Source organism: Neisseria sp. 19428wB4_WF04 (assembly GCF_015235335.1).
In the GTDB taxonomy this organism is placed as follows: domain Bacteria; phylum Pseudomonadota; class Gammaproteobacteria; order Burkholderiales; family Neisseriaceae; genus Neisseria; species Neisseria musculi.
In genome coordinates this window covers 1-14,027 of sequence record NZ_JADGLG010000032.1, presented here as the reverse complement: position 1 = coordinate 14,027, position 14,027 = coordinate 1, and the positions used below count along the sequence as shown (strand labels likewise).

Sequence of the window (14,027 nt, the reverse complement as noted above, 5' to 3'; positions counted from 1 at the left end):
TCGGGGCTTCAGACGGCCTGTTGCCGATATTATAGAGACTGTTTGAAAAGCGGCGTGTAGTGTAACAAAAAAAGCCCCGTTTCGGTTGGATTGGCAACAGGCAGGCCGTCTGAAACACGATCTGCTCAAGTGCTGCCGGCCGGCCTGCAAGATTTGCCCGCAGTTAGGAACGCCGTCTGCAAACCGCTTTGGCAAGCCGCGTCAGGCCGCGCGGCTGCCGTTGCACAAACCGCTGCCCTGTTTGTAATGTAGAGCAGCCCGCATCCATGTCCGGGCATATTTTCAGACCCGAGGTGTATTTTCAGACGGCCTGTAATGCAAAGCCATGCCCGAATCGGAGCGGGTTTCAGCTCTGATTGGGAATTTAATAACGGCAAGGGCAAAACCTGCTATTTTGTTGGTGCGTGGGGCTGATTAAGCCTTGTTTTTCATAATAACGAATGGTTTCCAAATGCACGCCTGCTTGTTTACTGGCTTGTTTTATTTTAAAAAATTTTGACATTTTGGCCTGACCCTGTAATGGCTACGGAGTTTATAATATAGCAAACTTCATCTAAAACAGGAGCAAAAAATGCCGTGCCAAAATTGTTGCGGTTCAAATCAACCCACTCATCAATCGCCCAAATACAAAAAAGCCTTGTGGATTGTCTTGATATTGAATTTAACAATGTTTTTTGTAGAAATTGTAATGGGGATAAAATCGGGTTCAACTTCGCTGTTATCGGACAGTTTAGACTTCTTGGGTGATAGTGCCAATTATTTGATAAGTTTGATTGTGTTGCCAATGGCGTTAAGTTACCGTGCCAAAGCGTCTATGGTCAAGGGGCTAACAATGGGCAGTTTTGGTTTGTTTATTTTAATGACGACCGTTTATCGTGTGTTTTATGGGGAAATTCCCAGTTATTCTGAAATGAGTATTGTGGGATTTTTGGCGTTATTGGTAAATGTGTCAGCATTGCTGATATTGTTAAAATTTCGTGATGGCGACAGCAATGTCAGAAGCGTGTGGGTGTGTTCCCGAAATGATGCCATTGGTAATGTAGCAGTGATTTTGGCTGGTATAGCAGTTTATGTTTTTGGGTCAAAATATCCTGATTTAATTGTGGCTTTTGTTTTGGCATTTTTGGCATTACAAGCCAGTCAAGAAATCATCAAAAGGGCTTGGACGGAATTAAAAGTCAGTTAATTTAAAGCACCGTTTGGATTAAGGTTCAAGCGGTGTTTTTCTTTCTAAATTTTACAAAATAACTTTCAGCCAGCCCCAAAAACCTTAATTTGTAATTCATTCTCATTTTTTGCTAAAATGGCGGTTATTTTAAGTTGAAGTTTAAAATGCAAAATTCCTTAATCGCCCTAGCATTATCGCTTGCCTTAACTGCCTGTCAAACAATGCCGGCAGACACGCAACCGGCTTAAACCGGCCTTTGAGCGGTGCGCCGAAGCCGCCGCCATGCCGCTTCAGACGGCCGCCAAACCCGCCTTTGCCGGTGTCCCGCCCAATCCGTGCTCCCGGGTAAAACCGACCCGGAAATACCGGCCGTTCGAGCCTGCCAGTGAGCTTTATCTTGCCCTTATATGGAGCGGGACAAGGTTGCGGACAGGCATATTTTCTGCTTCGGCAGAATCAAACAGAACCTCATCCCTGCCGGCTTTCCAACACCGATAAAAACTGTGCCAAATCTTGCGGCAGCGCCGCTTTCAGGTGCAGCGGCCCGCCCGTGAGCGGGTGGTTCAGATGCAGTTCGGCCGCGTGTAGAAACATCCGTTTCAGGCCGAGTTTCTGCAGGCGTTTGTTGGCCTGATAATCACCGTAGCGTTCGTCACCTGCAATCGGGCAGCCTTGCGACTGCATATGCACCCTGATCTGGTGGGTGCGGCCGGTTTTCAGCGTGGCTTGGGCGAAGGTTAAATCCGACAGGCCGACACTGTGCAGAAGGCCGTCTGAAAAACGGTTCAACACCCGCAAAACCGTGTGTGCCGGTTGGCCGTTTTCACTCACGCGCACCATTTTTTCGCCCTGCGCGCCGGTGTATTTGAAGAGCGGCAGCTTCACATCGGCACGGTTTTCTTTCAGACGGCCCACCCCCAGCGTGAGATAGATTTTTTTCGGGTGGTTGTTGCGGATGGCTTCGTGCAGCTTCACCAGCGCGCTGCGTTTTTTGGCAATCATCAACAGGCCGCTGGTGTCTTTGTCGAGGCGGTGGACGAGTTCGAGATATTTGGTTTCGGGGCGGGCGCGGCGGAGTTGTTCGATAACGCCGAAGCTTACGCCGCTGCCGCCGTGCACTGCCGTGCCTGCGGGCTTGTTGATGACCAGCACGGCATCGTCTTCATACACAATCTCAAACCTGCGCGCGGGCGCGGCGTTTTTTTCAGACGGCCTCTGTTTTTCGGCCGTGCGCACGGGCGGAATGCGCACCACATCGCCTTCATTCAGCCGCTCGGACGGTTGGGCGCGCTTTTTGTTCAGACGCACCTCTCCTGCGCGGATAATGCGGTGGATATGGCTCTTGGGCACGCCTTTGAGGGTTTTGATTAAGAAGTTGTCGAGCCGCGCGCCGGCATCCGCTTCGGTGATGCTGATGCGGCTGACCAAGTTTTTGCTAATTGCAGGCATTTTCTCTATAATCCCGTTACTGTTTTAAGACGGTTTAAGAAGAAATAACAGGCCGTCTGAAACAGATTCGGCGCAAGGTTTGCAAACGGCAAACCGAAACCGCCCGTTATTGTGAACTGGATATTTTATCTGAAAAAAGCACGCCACAAAGCATTTCCTTTGTCTGCCTTAAAGCCGGGCGGATGAAGATGTAATTAAGTTTAACCTTTTCCGGCACGGTGCCCGCAAGCATAAGACGCACGACAACGCGCTGCCGCAGGATTTTTGCCGCGCCGGACAGCAATGAAGAAGACGGCTCGTATTTGCCGGCTGCCCGATGGCGCAGCGGCAGGCCAGCAGCATGGAAAAACGCAAATCGTAGAAGCATCCGTGCCGTTATGTTCTTTATCTCCCTTCTCGTTCAAGCAGCCCCACACGCCGTTTCAGACGGCCTGACCATTGGCGGCTGGCAAGCGTTGAATACTGATTACACGCCTCGTGGGTGCATGAAACGAGGTTGTTATGAAACGTATGTTGTTTAACGCCACGCAGGCCGAAGAGCTGCGCGTGGCAATCGTTGACGGGCAGACCCTGCTTGATCTCGATATCGAAACGCTGGGCAAAGAGCAGCGTAAAGGCAATATCTATAAGGGTGTGATTACCCGCATCGAGCCGTCGCTGGAAGCGTGTTTCGTTGATTACGGTACCGACCGCCACGGCTTTCTTCCGTTCAAAGAAGTCTCCCGAACCTATTTCCAAGACTACGAGGGCGGCCGCGCACGCATTCAAGATGTGCTCAAAGAAGGCATGCAGGTGATTGTGCAGGTGGAAAAAGACGAGCGCGGCAACAAAGGTGCGGCGCTGACCACCTTTATCAGCCTGGCCGGCCGCTATCTGGTGCTGATGCCCAATAATCCGCGCGGCGGAGGTGTGTCGCGCCGCATCGAAGGCGAAGAGCGCCAAGAGCTGAAAGCCGCAATGGCCGAGTTGGATGTGCCGCGCGGCATGAGCCTGATTGCGCGCACTGCCGGCATCGGCCGCAGCGTGGAAGAGCTGCAATGGGATTTCAACTATCTCAGGCAGCTGTGGCAGGCCATCGAAGAAGCGGGCAGGGCGCACCACGAGCCGTATCTGCTGTTTATGGAAAGCTCGCTGCTCATCCGCGCCATCCGCGACTACTACCGCCCCGACATCGGTGAAATTCTGGTCGACAACCGCGAGGTACACGAGCAAATCAGCGAGTTTATGAGCTATGTGATGCCCAACAACATCGGCCGTCTGAAACTCTATCAAGACCACACACCGCTGTTTTCGCGTTTTCAAATCGAGCATCAGATTGAAAGCGCGTTTGCCCGCAGCGTGAGCCTGCCTTCCGGCGGGGCGGTGGTTATCGACCACACCGAAGCCCTGGTTTCCATCGATGTGAACTCGGCCCGCGCCACCCGCGGTGCCGATATTGAAGACACCGCCTTCAAAACCAATATGGAGGCCGCCGAAGAAGTGGCCCGCCAAATGCGCCTGCGCGACCTGGGCGGTTTGGTGGTGATCGACTTCATCGATATGGAAAACCCCAAACACCAGCGTGATGTGGAAAACGTGTTGCGCGATGCCTTGAAAAAAGACCGCGCCCGCGTGCAGATGGGCAAACTTTCCCGCTTCGGCCTGCTCGAGCTTTCGCGCCAACGCCTGAAGCCTGCGCTGGGCGAAAGCAGCCATACCGCCTGCCCGCGCTGTGCCGGAACCGGTGTTATCCGCAGCATCGAATCCACCGCCCTGCATGTGCTGCGCATCATTCAGGAAGAAGCCATGAAAGACAACACCGGCGAAGTGCACGCACAAGTGCCGGTAGATGTGGCTACCTTCCTGCTCAATGAAAAACGCGCCGAACTGTTTGGTTTGGAAGAGCGTTTGGAGGTTTCGGTATTCCTGATTCCCAACAACCATCTCGAAAACCCGCACTACGAAATCACCCGTGTGCGCACCGATGATGTGGACGAAAACGCCGAGCCGAGCTACAAGCGTGTGGAAGTTCCCGAAGAAAACGAAAGCGACAAACCTTTCGGCAGCGAAAGGGCCAAAGCCGAACGCCCCGAGCCGGCCGTGAAAGGGGTGAAGCACACCCGGCCCGCGCCCACAGCGGCCGCGCTGGCCTCCGCCCAACCGGGTTGGTGGGGTGGTTTGAAATTGTGGCTGGGCAAAGTATTCGGCGGCACGCAGGAGCCTGAAAAAGCGGCCGAAACCGAAAAAAACACTGCGCGCAGCAACGGCAGCCGCCGCCCGGCCGCCGGCAGCCGCCGCCAAGCCCCGCGCCGCAACCCGAACCAGAAACGGCAGGATAACGAAGCCCGGGAAGCAGATGAAGCCAAAGAAACTCCGGCCGCAGGTTTGACGGAAAACAGCGCAGGCGGCAACGGCAGCCGCACCCGGCGCAACCGCCGCCATCAGGATGAGGGCAGCTGCAACCGCCCAATCCGCAACGATACCGGCGACAGTGTTTCCGAAGCAGGCAGGCCGGCAGAGAAAGCAGTTGAAAAAGCAGTCCGTAACGGGCAGCACGGCAACCGCCTCAACCGCAGCGAAAAACCGGCTGCGCAGGTTGCCGCCGGGGCAGTTGCAAAAGCGGAAAAACTGCCCGAAACGGCAGTGGAGGCTGCGCAAACCACACAGGCTGCAACCGGCAGCGATGATCGGAGCAGCCGCCGGGAGCGCGAACGCAACCGTCAGCGCGACCAACGCGACCGCCGCAGCAACAGCAAGAAGCGCAATATTCCTTCTGCCGTTAAAATCGAGCAATATCTGAGTATTGAGGAAACGGCCGACAAAGTGCGTTTTGCCGTGGCGTATGTGTGCGGCGGGGCTGAAGAAACACCGGTTGCTATTTCTGTTGCCGCACCGTTGGCCGCCGATGCCGGCGCGGTTGCGCCCAAGGCCGACAAACCTTTGGTTGTGGTGGTGCCTGCCCGGATTGAGGCTGCCCTTGTGGAGCAGTCTGTCGAAAACAGCGCAGCCGAACCGCTTTTGTTTGCCATCGAACCCGATGATGCCGGGGAACCGGTGAGGCCGTCTGAACAGCAGATAATCGAATCAGCGGTGTTCAATACCGAGCAGGCGGTTTGTGCTGTGTCGGGTATCGGCCATGCAGACGAAGACCGTGAGGCGGGGCAGCCGGAGGCGCAGGCGCAAGAAGCTGCCGCCGTACAAACCGTAACGGTGGCGCCGGCTGTTTCAGACGGCCTGGACTTGGGCGGCCTGGTGCTGGTGCAGACCCGTGCGGATGCCATGGCTGCCGCCGCAGCATGGGTACAACCCGAAACACCCACTCTGCGCCGTGCCGATGTGCCGAAAATTGCAGAAGTTGAGGTTGCCGATGTTCCGCTGGTGCAGGTGGAAACCGCCCGGCAGTAAGCCTGATACAGGCAGAAAAAATCCCGGCCGTTATCGAATGGCCGGGATTTTTTATATGTTTTTTATTGTATAACTTTTTATCGGCTCTGCTATGGCGTTTGCAGCAAGCTTGGGCCGTCTGAAAAAAATAATAGGGCTGTATCGATGGTGTGCAGGCAGTAGTACCGAAGATGTTGCTGTATCCTTAGCGTATTGCATAGTGAAAGCAGCGCAGCGGGGTAAGGCAGCGAAGCCGCCAAGTGAAGCACCATATGACCATATGGAACAGATTCTGCTGCCGGCCTGCTTTTTTGAAGCAGGGCAACGCAGTGTCAGTGGATATGGAATCCACTGTGTTTTTCATATCGCGCCGGCCCCAGATCATCGCTGCGGATTTCTGTTTTTCTGCCGCATACCAAATCGGCAGTCAGTTTGGCCGAACCGAGCGACATCGTCCAACCCAGCGTGCCGTGGCCGGTGTTGACAAACAGGTTTTCAAAACGGGCGGCGCCGATGATGGGGGTGCTGTCCGGCGTCATCGGGCGCAGGCCGCTCCAGAAAGTTGCGCGCGGCAAATCACCGCTGCCGGGGAAAAGGTCGGTTACCACCAGCTCCAACGTTTCGCGGCGTGCAGGGGAAAGTTGCAGCTTGTAGCCGGAAAGCTCGGCCATGCCGCCGATGCGGATGCGTTGGTCAAACCGGGTAACGGCCACTTTATAGGTTTCATCGATGATGGTGGAAACGGGTGCAGCCTTTTCTTGGGCAACCGGCACGGTAAGCGAGTAGCCTTTAACCGGATACACGGGCAGATTCAAGCCTAGTGCCGCCGTTATGGGGCGGCTGAAACTGCCGAGCGCGCACACAAAACAGTCGGCTTCGAAACGCCCGCCGCCTGCGTGAACCGCTTTAATCAGGCCGTCTGAATGTTCGATGCGGCCGATTTCGCAGTTGAATTTGAACGATGCCCCTTTTTCCATACACATCTGCGCGAGTTTGCGGGCAAACAGGTGGCAATCGCCGGTGGCATCGTTGGGCAGGTAGAGTGCGCCGGCGATTTTATGCAGTGCGTTTTTTAACGCGGGTTCGTATTGCAGGCACGCTTCGGGCTGCAGTCTTTGGTACGGCACGCCGTAGCTTTGCAATACTTCGATATCGTTTTGGGCTGCGTGCACTTCTTTTTCGGTGCGGAAAATCTGCAATGTGCCTTTGTTGCGTCCTTCAAAATCCAACGCGTGTTCGGCCTGAAAGCGGCAGAACATTTCGCGGCTGTATTCCGACACCCGCACCATGCGTTCTTTGTTTATGTGGTAACGGCCGGCATTGCAGTTGCCCAACATCTGCCACAACCATTGCAGTTGGAACAGGCTGCCGTCCGGCTTGAAAATCAGAGGCGAGTGCGGCCGCAACAGCCATTTTGCTGCTTTTTTCGGAATACCCGGTGCAGCCCACGGTGTGGTGTAGCCGTAGGAAAGCTGCCCCGCGTTGGCAAAGCTGGTTTCCATCGCTGCCGCATCGGCACGGTCGATAACCACAACATCGTGTCCGGCCTCCAAAAGATACCAAGCCGTACACACGCCCGCGATGCCTGCGCCCAACACGATCACTTTCATTGCCGACCCTTTTTGTAGGTAGTGGGATTGTAAAGTTTATCTTATTTAAAATAGTGTTTTTCACTTTATTGATAAATTTAAAAAGATTATTATTCTGAAAATAATCTTGTTAAAAGTGAAAAGCAATTATGAAAGATTTGGATAAAACCGACTTTAAAATTTTAAAGCTGCTGCAGCAAAACGCCCGTATTCCGATGACGGAGCTGGCCGAAAAAGTGGGCTTGTCCACCACGCCCGTTACCGAGCGTGTGCGCCGCCTCGAGCGCGAAAACATCATCAAGGGCTACCACGCACGCCTGAACCCCCACGCGCTGGGGCAAAGCCTGCTGGTGTTTGTAGAAATCAAGCTGCGCTCCAAATCGGGCAATATTTTTGAAGATTTCCGCCGCGAAGTGTTAAAAATTCCGCAGATTCTCGAATGCCACTTGGTGTCGGGCGAATACGACTACCTCATCAAGCTGCGCCTGCCCGATATGTCGGCCTACCGCGACCTGCTCGGCAATATCCTGCTGCAATTGCCCGCAGCGGCAGAAAGCCGCAGCTATGTGGTGATGGAAGAGGTGAAAGAAGAAATGCAGTTGGATTTGGGCTAGCGCGAAAATCCGGCCGCGCCCAATCAACTGTTAGGGGCAGGCAATTTCCGGTGGATATATTGATACTGCGGGCGGCATACAATTGCTGAGGCCGTCTGAAAAACCGGCGGCGGACAAAAAACTTTCAGACGGCCGGCCAATCCAGCAGTACCAAAAGCTTTCAGACGGCCAATCAAGCTCTAACGGCAATCATCAGATAAAACTCAGGCGAAATCGCCCCATAATGTTTGCACGGCAGCGATGGCCGCCGGTGCAGCAGTTTCGGTGCGCAGAACACGCGGGCCGAGTTTGACTGCCTGGAAACCTGCATCAAAGGCCGACTGTTCTTCTGCCGCCGTCCAGCCGCCTTCGGGGCCCGCCATCAGAATCATGCCCTGCGGGTCGGGCTGGATGCTGCGCAAACTGCGCGCTTGGGTAAGGCTCAGCAGCAGGCGGGCGCCTTCGGGCAGGCTTGCCAGGGCTTCGCGGTAAGGCAGGAGCGGCCACACTTTCGGAACCACATTGCGCCCGCTCTGCTCGCAGGCTGAAACCACAATATCCTGCCAGCGGGCAGAGCGTTTGCCGGCCCGCTCTCCGTTTAGGCGCACCAGGCAGCGTTCGCTCAACACCGGGCGTATTTCGGCAACGCCCAGTTCCACGCTTTTTTGCAGGGTGAAATCCATGCGTTCGCCGCTGGAAACTGCCTGCACCAAGATAATCCGCAACGGTGATTCGTTATCGGCTCTTTCTTCGCGCAAAATTTCCGCCTGTGCGCGGCGTTTTTCCAAAAGCACCAGGCGCGCGGGATACGCTTTGCCGTTGCCGTTAAACAGCACGATTTCCGCCTGCGCGCGCACCCGAAGCACGTTCAGATGGCGTACTACATTTTCGGGTAAAGCAAGAAGCCGGCCTGGAGATAACACATCGGGAACGTAAAAGCGGGGCATATTGTTGGTGTCGTTGGCTGAAAAAAGTTAATATTGTCGCTTTTAAATCGAAATAGCAAGTGTAGTGAACACCCTTCATTTTCGGAAGAAGGCAGTAAACCGCAGACAGTGCAAAACTGGTGCGGTTGCCGCTTGGGCGGCCGTTAAAACCGTTTTAGCTTGGCGGAAATTTGTTTCTTTTCGGAAACGGCGTTTTAGCTTCGCAGAAACTGGTTTCCTTTCGGAAACGGCGTTTTAGCTTCGCAGAAACTGGTTTCCTTTCGGAAACGGCGTTTTCTTGAGGCCGGGGCGCAGTAAGGGCAGCGGCAGAAATGAAGAGAGCCCGCTATATTTAATATTTTTAAGGGGATATCGTGTTAAACAAACTGCATATGCTGGTGCGCGAGGTGGCAAAAACCGAAGTGATGCCCCGTTTTTTCAATGTGGGCATCAGCCGCAAAGCAGACGGTTCGCTGCTGACCGAGGCCGATTTGGCGGCGCAGGCGGCATTTGCAGCCAAATTGCCCGGCCTCATCGATTGCCCGATGCTGGGCGAAGAAATGGCCGTGCAGCGTCAAACCGAATTGTGGCGGCACAACGGGCAGGGGCTGTGGGTGGTAGATCCCATCGATGGCACCAATAATTTTATCAACGGCCTGCCGCATTTTGCCTTATCGTGCGCCTTTATCTGCAACGGCCGTCCGCAGCTGGGCGTGATTTACAACCCCGTAAGCGATGAGTGTTTTTATGCCGAGCGCGGCGGCGGTGCGTTTCTCAACGGCCGCCCGCTGCCGTTGCGCAATGTGCAGAAACAGCTTCATGAAGCGATTGCCGGTGTGGAAATCAAATATTTGCGCTCGGGAAAGCTTTCCAGCCGTATGAATACGTTGGCACCGTTCGGCAGCATACGCAGCATGGGCAGCAGTGCGTTGGATTGGTGCTATTTGGCCTCTGGCCGCTATGATATTTATGTGCATGGCGGTCAAAAATTATGGGACTACGCTGCCGGCGCGCTGATTTTTGAAGAGTCCGGCGGCAAACTGGCCACTTTGGAGGGTGATGATTTTTGGAGTGGCGACCATGTGTTCAAACGTTCGGTGATTGCCGGCCTGCAGGCCGGACTGTTTGAAAAATGGTTGAAGTGGATACGGGAAAACCAATAAATGCTTCCCGAATCCGTATGTGCTCTGCAAACGGCCTGATAGTAGGCCGTCTGAATAAGATCTATATAACACAAAAGTTTCCTGAGATTTATACCTAAAATGATTATTTATTTTGCAAATAAACAACAGCAAACCCAAATTATGGAAATAATTGCACAGATTAACGCCATTTAAAGCTAACTGGTCTAGAATGCAAACTGCTGGTGCTGCTAACGCCTTTTCTCTCCCTTGAGGCGGGTGCCGGCAAGACGTTTTCCCGCAATGTATTAGCCATTCATACTTCTCCCTTGGTATGAATGGTTTTTTTTGTCTGCAAAATACCGCCTTGCCGTTTTTAATGCAGGCCGTCTGAAAACTAAAGCAGAAAGCTTGATTGCCGCCTCGGAAACCGCTTGAATTTTCCCGCCGCTCCAACCGCCTGTGCTATGATTTATGCCGTTTACCAACCCTGTTTTTGAAGGACGGATTATGTCTTGGTCGGCGGCAGACAGCGCTTCGCTTTACGGCATCCGCCATTGGGGCGACCGCTATTTTTCGGTGAGTGAAAACGGCCATGTGATGGTGCGTCCCAACGACCAAAGTGAAACAACAGTTGATTTATACGGTTTGGTGGGCCAGCTCAACGGGCGCGGGCAGGATCTGCCCATGCTGCTCCGTTTTCCCGATATTCTGCAAGACCGTGTGGCGCGGCTGTGCGCAGCGTTTGACCGCTCTATCCGCAAAAACAGCTATCAAGGCAGCTATACGGCGATTTATCCGATTAAGGTTAATCAGCAAGAAAGCGTGGTGAAAAACATCATTGTGCCGAAAAACAGCGGTGTCTCTATCGGCCTGGAAGCCGGATCCAAACCTGAATTGATGATTGTATTGGCCTTTGCCCCCAAAGGCGGCACCATTGTGTGCAACGGTTATAAAGACCGCAACTTTATCCGTTTGGCGCTGATGGGCCAACGGCTCGGTCATCAAGTATTTATCGTGATTGAAAAAGAAGCCGAAGTGGATTTGGTGATTCAGGAGTCGCAAAATCTCGGCATCAAAGCCAATATAGGCCTGCGTGTGCGCCTTTCTTCGCTTTCATCGAGCAAATGGGCCGACACCGGCGGTGAAAAAGGCAAATTCGGCCTTTCTGACGCGCAATTGATCTCTGCGGTGGAGAAGCTTGCTGCCGCCGCGGTGTGGATTACGATGGCACACACTCGCGCAATGCCAGCTCCATCAACTACGATATGGGTGAATATTCCCACACTATTGTTTCGATGTTGGCCGAATACTGCAACGAACATAATGTGCCGCATCCGCATATTTTTTCGGAATCCGGCCGCGCTATGACCGCGCATCATGCTGTGCTGGTGATGAACGTTACCGATGTCGAGCGCCTGCCCGAGCAGATTCCCGAAATCGCCGATGAAGAAAACCTTTCTTTCGCTACCCAAAAGTTGATTGCCTATCTCGATATAAATGACAGCGAAATGGTTACTGAAACCTATTACCGCATCGGCCACTATCTTACCGAAGTAACCGAGCTCTATCTCGAAGGCAAAGTGCCGTTGAAAGAAAAAGCACTGGCCGAACAGCTTCACGCGGTATTGTGCCGCCGTCTGAAAAACCAGCTTCAGGCCGGACGGCGTTCGCAGCGCCAGGTTTACGATGATCTCACCGACAAGCTGACCGACAAGTATTTCTGCAACTTCAGCGTGTTTCAAAGTCTTCCCGACACTTGGGCCATCGGCCAGGTGCTGCCTGTTATGCCTCTTCACCGCCTTAACGAACGCCCAGCCCGCCGCGCTGTATTACACGATTTAACTTGCGATTCAGACGGCAAAATCCGCCAATATGTTGATCAGCAGAGTATCGAATCCAGCATGAGTGTGCATGATTTGATCCCCGGCGAACCGTATGTTTTGGGTGTGTTTATGGTGGGCGCGTATCAGGAAATTCTAGGCGATATGCACAATCTTTTCGGTGATACCGACTCGGTCAATGTTTATGTACGCAACGATGGAGGCATCGAATTTGCAGGCATGGAAGAGCATGATACCGTTGAAGACATGCTGCACTATGTGCATCTTTCCACCAACGAAGTCATCAACAAATTCGAAGAAAAAACCCGTTGGGCGCAACTGAAGGCTGCCGAGCGCAAACTCTACACTGCCGAATTTCTGCACGCACTCAAGCAAAGCAGTTATCTGAGCACCGAAGTGGAAGACGAAGCCTGATGCACGCCAATATGTCGATAAAGGCCGGGCAGGCTGCGTTTTTAAACCCGGCGGCTTGTATTTTTGTCGGAATAATTGTTTGATGGTTTTTGAACATTTTCAAGAAATAATAAAATAATATAAGGGTTTTGTTGCAGCTTGCCGCACTTCCGGTAATGCTCAAATAGATTTTCAAGTAAAAACAAAAATTATAGGCGATACTGAATTTTTCTATATTAATGATTCTGAATGAATTTTGTAAAGGCCGCAGAATGGAGTTCCCCTGGATTGTATAGACGCTGACAATTTAAGCTGCAAAGAAAAGCGGGGCATTACCGGCTCCGCTTTGTTACGGCAGATATTCAACGATTAGCGGATTGCAGTTGTTTAGCGGCTTCCAAAGCATAATAAGTCAAAATGCCATCGGCTCCCGCGCGTTTGAATGCCAGCAGACTCTCCAAAATGACTTTGCTGCCGTCCAGCCAACCGTTTTGGACGGCTGCCTGCAGCATGGCATACTCGCCCGAAACCTGATAAGCATAGGTTGGCACGCCGAATTCGTCTTTTACCCGGCGGATAACGTCCAAGTATGGCAGACCGGGTTTTACCATCACCATATCGGCACCTTCCTGAATATCCAGTGCTACTTCCTGCAAAGCCTCATTGGAATTGGCAGGATCCATTTGGTAAGTGAATTTATCGGCCTTGCCCAAGTTGCCTGAACTACCTACTGCATCGCGGAACGGCCCGTAAAAAGCCGAAGCATATTTGGCCGAATACGCCATAATACGGGTGTGGATGTGGCCTTGCTTTTCCAGTGCCCTGCGGATGGCACCAATGCGGCCGTCCATCATATCTGAAGGCGCCACTACCTGTGCACCGGCTTCGGCATGGCAAAGAGCCTGTTTGATTAACACCTCGATGGTTTCATCGTTCAGCACATAGCCTGAATTATCGGTTATGCCGTCTTGTCCGTGAATGGTGTAAGGATCAAGTGCAATATCCGTCATGATACCCAACTCAGGAAAGGTTTCGCGTAGTTTGCGGACTGTCACCGGCACTAATCCGTCTTGGTTGTAAGCCTCTTGTGCCGTTTCGGTTTTATGCTGTGTAATCACGGGGAACAAGGCCAACATAGGGATGCCGAGCATCACAGCTTTTTCTGCCGTATACAACAACTTATCCAAACTTTGGCGTTTTACGCCCGGCATAGAGGCAACCGATTCTTCTTGATTACGGCCTTCCAATACGAAAACCGGATAAATCAAATCATCGGCACTCAACGAGTGTTCGCGCATCAGACGGCGGGAAAAATCGTCTTTACGCATGCGGCGCAAACGGGAAGACGGAACAACACGATAGGGAAAATTCATAATATCCTTAGAGACCTTAAAAATGATCGGACGGGCAGATTATACGTGCTTTTGTTTCTGAACAAAGTAAGGATTTATGACAGGCCGTCTGAAAGCGGTTTTTTCGGGTTGAGAGTGTTGTTTTTTGAGGGGGGTGTTGGATAAAGTGGGGGTGTATTGAATAAAATATTCAAGTAAAACATTTTGTTGTAATTTTGTTGTATTGATT

Annotated in this window: 10 protein-coding genes and 1 pseudogene; 5 read left to right on the top strand and 6 right to left on the bottom strand. The window is 52.8% G+C overall.

Annotation, left to right across the window (positions count from 1 at the left end):
- Positions 1-364: 364 nt before the first annotated feature.
- Positions 365-502: a MerR family DNA-binding transcriptional regulator gene (locus IR141_RS08030; RefSeq protein ID WP_228068192.1), complete on the bottom strand. Its 138-nt coding sequence runs from the start codon at positions 500-502 to the stop codon at positions 365-367.
- Between the two features lie 69 nt (positions 503-571).
- On the opposite strand from IR141_RS08030, the gene IR141_RS08025 reads away from it, so the two are divergent.
- Positions 572-1,186, top strand: a complete 615-nt coding sequence (locus tag IR141_RS08025; protein WP_135035706.1) for a cation diffusion facilitator family transporter — start codon at positions 572-574, stop codon at positions 1,184-1,186.
- Positions 1,187-1,636: 450 nt separating this feature from the next.
- On the opposite strand, the gene IR141_RS08020 is transcribed toward IR141_RS08025, so the two are convergent.
- Positions 1,637-2,617 (bottom strand): RluA family pseudouridine synthase, encoded by a 981-nt coding sequence (locus tag IR141_RS08020; protein WP_135035703.1) that lies wholly within the window; start codon positions 2,615-2,617, stop codon positions 1,637-1,639.
- Positions 2,618-2,723: 106 nt separating this feature from the next.
- Complete coding sequence (locus IR141_RS08015) at positions 2,724-2,984, bottom strand: hypothetical protein (protein ID WP_135035700.1); 261 nt, start codon at positions 2,982-2,984, stop codon at positions 2,724-2,726.
- A gap of 143 nt (positions 2,985-3,127) precedes the next feature.
- On the opposite strand from IR141_RS08015, the gene IR141_RS08010 reads away from it, so the two are divergent.
- Positions 3,128-6,001: an Rne/Rng family ribonuclease gene (locus IR141_RS08010; RefSeq protein WP_135035744.1), complete on the top strand. Its 2,874-nt coding sequence runs from the start codon at positions 3,128-3,130 to the stop codon at positions 5,999-6,001.
- Between the two features lie 311 nt (positions 6,002-6,312).
- Here the strand turns inward: IR141_RS08010 and IR141_RS08005 are convergent, their stop codons facing one another.
- Positions 6,313-7,590, bottom strand: a complete 1,278-nt coding sequence (locus IR141_RS08005) for a D-amino acid dehydrogenase (protein ID WP_135035697.1) — start codon at positions 7,588-7,590, stop codon at positions 6,313-6,315.
- 128 nt (positions 7,591-7,718) lie between these two features.
- Here IR141_RS08005 and IR141_RS08000 point away from each other — a divergent pair, with 128 nt between their 5' ends.
- Positions 7,719-8,183, top strand: a complete 465-nt coding sequence (locus IR141_RS08000; RefSeq protein WP_135035694.1) for a winged helix-turn-helix transcriptional regulator — start codon at positions 7,719-7,721, stop codon at positions 8,181-8,183.
- 203 nt (positions 8,184-8,386) lie between these two features.
- On the opposite strand, the gene IR141_RS07995 is transcribed toward IR141_RS08000, so the two are convergent.
- On the bottom strand, positions 8,387-9,109 hold the full coding sequence (locus IR141_RS07995) for a 16S rRNA (uracil(1498)-N(3))-methyltransferase (RefSeq protein ID WP_135035691.1): 723 nt from the start codon (positions 9,107-9,109) through the stop codon (positions 8,387-8,389).
- 353 nt (positions 9,110-9,462) lie between these two features.
- Between IR141_RS07995 and IR141_RS07990 the strand changes: the two genes are divergently transcribed.
- Positions 9,463-10,251 carry an inositol monophosphatase family protein gene (locus tag IR141_RS07990; protein WP_135035688.1) on the top strand — a complete coding sequence of 263 codons (789 nt, stop codon included), beginning with the start codon at positions 9,463-9,465 and terminating at the stop codon, positions 10,249-10,251.
- Between the two features lie 468 nt (positions 10,252-10,719).
- Positions 10,720-12,467 (top strand): annotated as a pseudogene (speA, locus tag IR141_RS14205) (biosynthetic arginine decarboxylase).
- A 341-nt stretch (positions 12,468-12,808) separates the two neighbouring features.
- On the opposite strand, the gene hemB reads toward speA, so the two are convergent.
- Entirely contained in the window at positions 12,809-13,819 is a 1,011-nt protein-coding gene (gene hemB, locus IR141_RS07980) for a porphobilinogen synthase (protein WP_135035685.1), read from the bottom strand.
- Positions 13,820-14,027: the final 208 nt, after the last annotated feature.

Excerpts from the sequence above, each read along its gene's own strand:
- IR141_RS08030 (WP_228068192.1), bottom strand. The coding sequence starts at position 502 with ATGTCAAAATTTTTTAAAATAAAACAAGCCAGTAAACAAGCAGGCGTG.
- IR141_RS08025 (WP_135035706.1), top strand. The coding sequence starts at position 572 with ATGCCGTGCCAAAATTGTTGCGGTTCAAATCAACCCACTCATCAATCG.
- IR141_RS08020 (WP_135035703.1), bottom strand. The coding sequence starts at position 2,617 with ATGCCTGCAATTAGCAAAAACTTGGTCAGCCGCATCAGCATCACCGAA.
- IR141_RS08015 (WP_135035700.1), bottom strand. The coding sequence starts at position 2,984 with ATGCTTCTACGATTTGCGTTTTTCCATGCTGCTGGCCTGCCGCTGCGC.
- IR141_RS08010 (WP_135035744.1), top strand. The coding sequence starts at position 3,128 with ATGTTGTTTAACGCCACGCAGGCCGAAGAGCTGCGCGTGGCAATCGTT.
- IR141_RS08005 (WP_135035697.1), bottom strand. The coding sequence starts at position 7,590 with ATGAAAGTGATCGTGTTGGGCGCAGGCATCGCGGGCGTGTGTACGGCT.
- IR141_RS08000 (WP_135035694.1), top strand. The coding sequence starts at position 7,719 with ATGAAAGATTTGGATAAAACCGACTTTAAAATTTTAAAGCTGCTGCAG.
- IR141_RS07995 (WP_135035691.1), bottom strand. The coding sequence starts at position 9,109 with ATGCCCCGCTTTTACGTTCCCGATGTGTTATCTCCAGGCCGGCTTCTT.
- hemB (WP_135035685.1), bottom strand. The coding sequence starts at position 13,819 with ATGAATTTTCCCTATCGTGTTGTTCCGTCTTCCCGTTTGCGCCGCATG.